The sequence below is a fragment of the Isoptericola croceus genome (assembly GCF_029382255.1).
Lineage (GTDB): Bacteria > Actinomycetota > Actinomycetes > Actinomycetales > Cellulomonadaceae > Isoptericola > Isoptericola croceus.
On the sequence record NZ_JARLLG010000093.1, the window covers coordinates 1 to 291 of the forward strand.

1 pseudogene is annotated in these 291 nt (G+C 69.1%); it reads right to left on the minus strand.

Annotated elements, in window-relative coordinates:
• A pseudogene (locus PZC42_RS20805) lies at positions 1–291 on the minus strand (NAD(P)/FAD-dependent oxidoreductase); the annotation flags it as partial.

Genomic DNA, 291 nt, shown 5'->3' on the forward strand with positions numbered 1-291 from the left:
GCCGAGCACCGCGACGCGGCGGCCGCGCAGCTGATCGCGCGAGCGCAGCCCCGAGACATGCATGATTTCGCCGCCGAATTCGTCCTGGCCGGGGAATTGCGGCATGTTCGGCAGATGCGAGTAGAGCCCGATACAGACGACGACCAGATCGAAGTCGTCGCGGCCTTGTTCGCCGCCGCGGCGCCAGGCGATCGTCCAGCCGGCGCCCGGCCCGCCGCGCTCGGCGATCTCGGTCACCTCGGTGTCGAACCGGATCTTGGGAATGACGCCGAAGTGGTCGGCGAAGTCGTC